At 50.6% G+C, this 1,353-nt stretch carries 1 protein-coding gene; it reads left to right on the plus strand.

Annotated features, from left to right (window positions below):
• The first annotated feature begins 94 nt into the window (after positions 1 to 94).
• Positions 95 to 1,279 (plus strand): efflux RND transporter periplasmic adaptor subunit, encoded by a 1,185-nt coding sequence (locus I6E38_RS14780; RefSeq protein WP_235394698.1) that lies wholly within the window; start codon positions 95 to 97, stop codon positions 1,277 to 1,279.
• Positions 1,280 to 1,353 lie beyond the last annotated feature (74 nt).

Raw genomic sequence — 1,353 nt, forward strand, 5'->3', positions numbered from 1 at the left:
CTACTTAAAGCCTAACCCCTCCCCCGTAGGGAGGGGAATGGTATGTAATGATTGCTACATTTAGATATAAATTAATTAGAGACAAATAAGAGAGATGAAAAAATTAAGCAAGTTATGGCTGGTAGTGGCGGTTGTCATTATCATAGCCATTGTCGCTTGGGCATTGTCGGGCGGCAAGAAAGAAGAACAGATTACGTTTGACACGGCTGCAGTGGCACCGGCAAACATAATGAACAGCATCACCGCCACGGGTACTATCGAGCCTGTCACTTCGGTAACGGTGGGTACGCAGGTGAGCGGTATTGTCAGCAAACTCTATGTCGACTACAATTCTGTAGTGAAGAAGGGCCAGGTGATTGCCGAACTCGACAAGACCAACCTTATGAGCCAACTCAATTCGGCAAAGACACAGCTCGCTACGGCACAGAGCCAGCTCAACTATCAGACCACAAACTTCAACCGCTATAAGACTCTCTATCAAAAAGGACTTGTAGCTGCCGACGATTTCGACAACGCCAAGCTCTCATATACTCAGGCTAAGGAGCAGGTGGCATCTGCCAAGGAAGAGGTGCAGCGCGCACAGACCAACCTCGGCTATGCTACCATCACATCGCCGATAGACGGCATTGTACTGTCTAAGTCGGTAGAGGAAGGTCAGACTGTTGCCGCAAGCTTCTCTACTCCTGAACTGTTCACTATCGCCCAAGACCTCACCAACATGCAGGTTGTGGCAAATGTTGACGAGGCTGACATAGGCGACGTTAAGGAAGGCGAACGCGTTTCGTTCACCGTCGACGCTTATCCCGACGACACTTTCGAGGGTACTGTAAAGCAGGTGCGCCAGGAAGCTACTACTACCAACAATGTAGTAACATACGAGGTGGTTATCTCTGCACCCAATGCCGACCTCAAACTCAAACCGGGTCTGACTGCCAACGTCACAATATACACAGCCGAACGTAAGGGCGTGCTCTCTGTTCCGTCAAAGGCTCTGCGCTTCACTCCGCAGAAGGAGACTGTAGGCAAAATGAAGATTGTTGACCAGACTGGCAACGCCAAGAACAAGGTATGGTCTATTGAGGGCAACAGCATCGTAGCCCATAAGGTGAACATCGGTATGACCGACGGCACAAACACACAGATTCTTAATGGCATTTCTGCCGGCGTTAAGGTGGTTACCGGTCTTAACGTTACGGGAGGTGAGCAGGATGATGCGCAGGCTGATGCTGGAAGCGAAAGAAGTCCGTTTGCTCCCGGACCGCGAGGTAAGAAGAAATAAGCCCCTCCAGTAATACTCAAAATATCGAAGCATACCACTCCCCTCCCTACGGGGGAGGGGCAAGGGGGTGGGGC

The sequence above is a fragment of the Leyella stercorea genome (assembly GCF_021531355.1).
In the GTDB taxonomy this organism is placed as follows: Bacteria; Bacteroidota; Bacteroidia; order Bacteroidales; family Bacteroidaceae; genus Prevotella.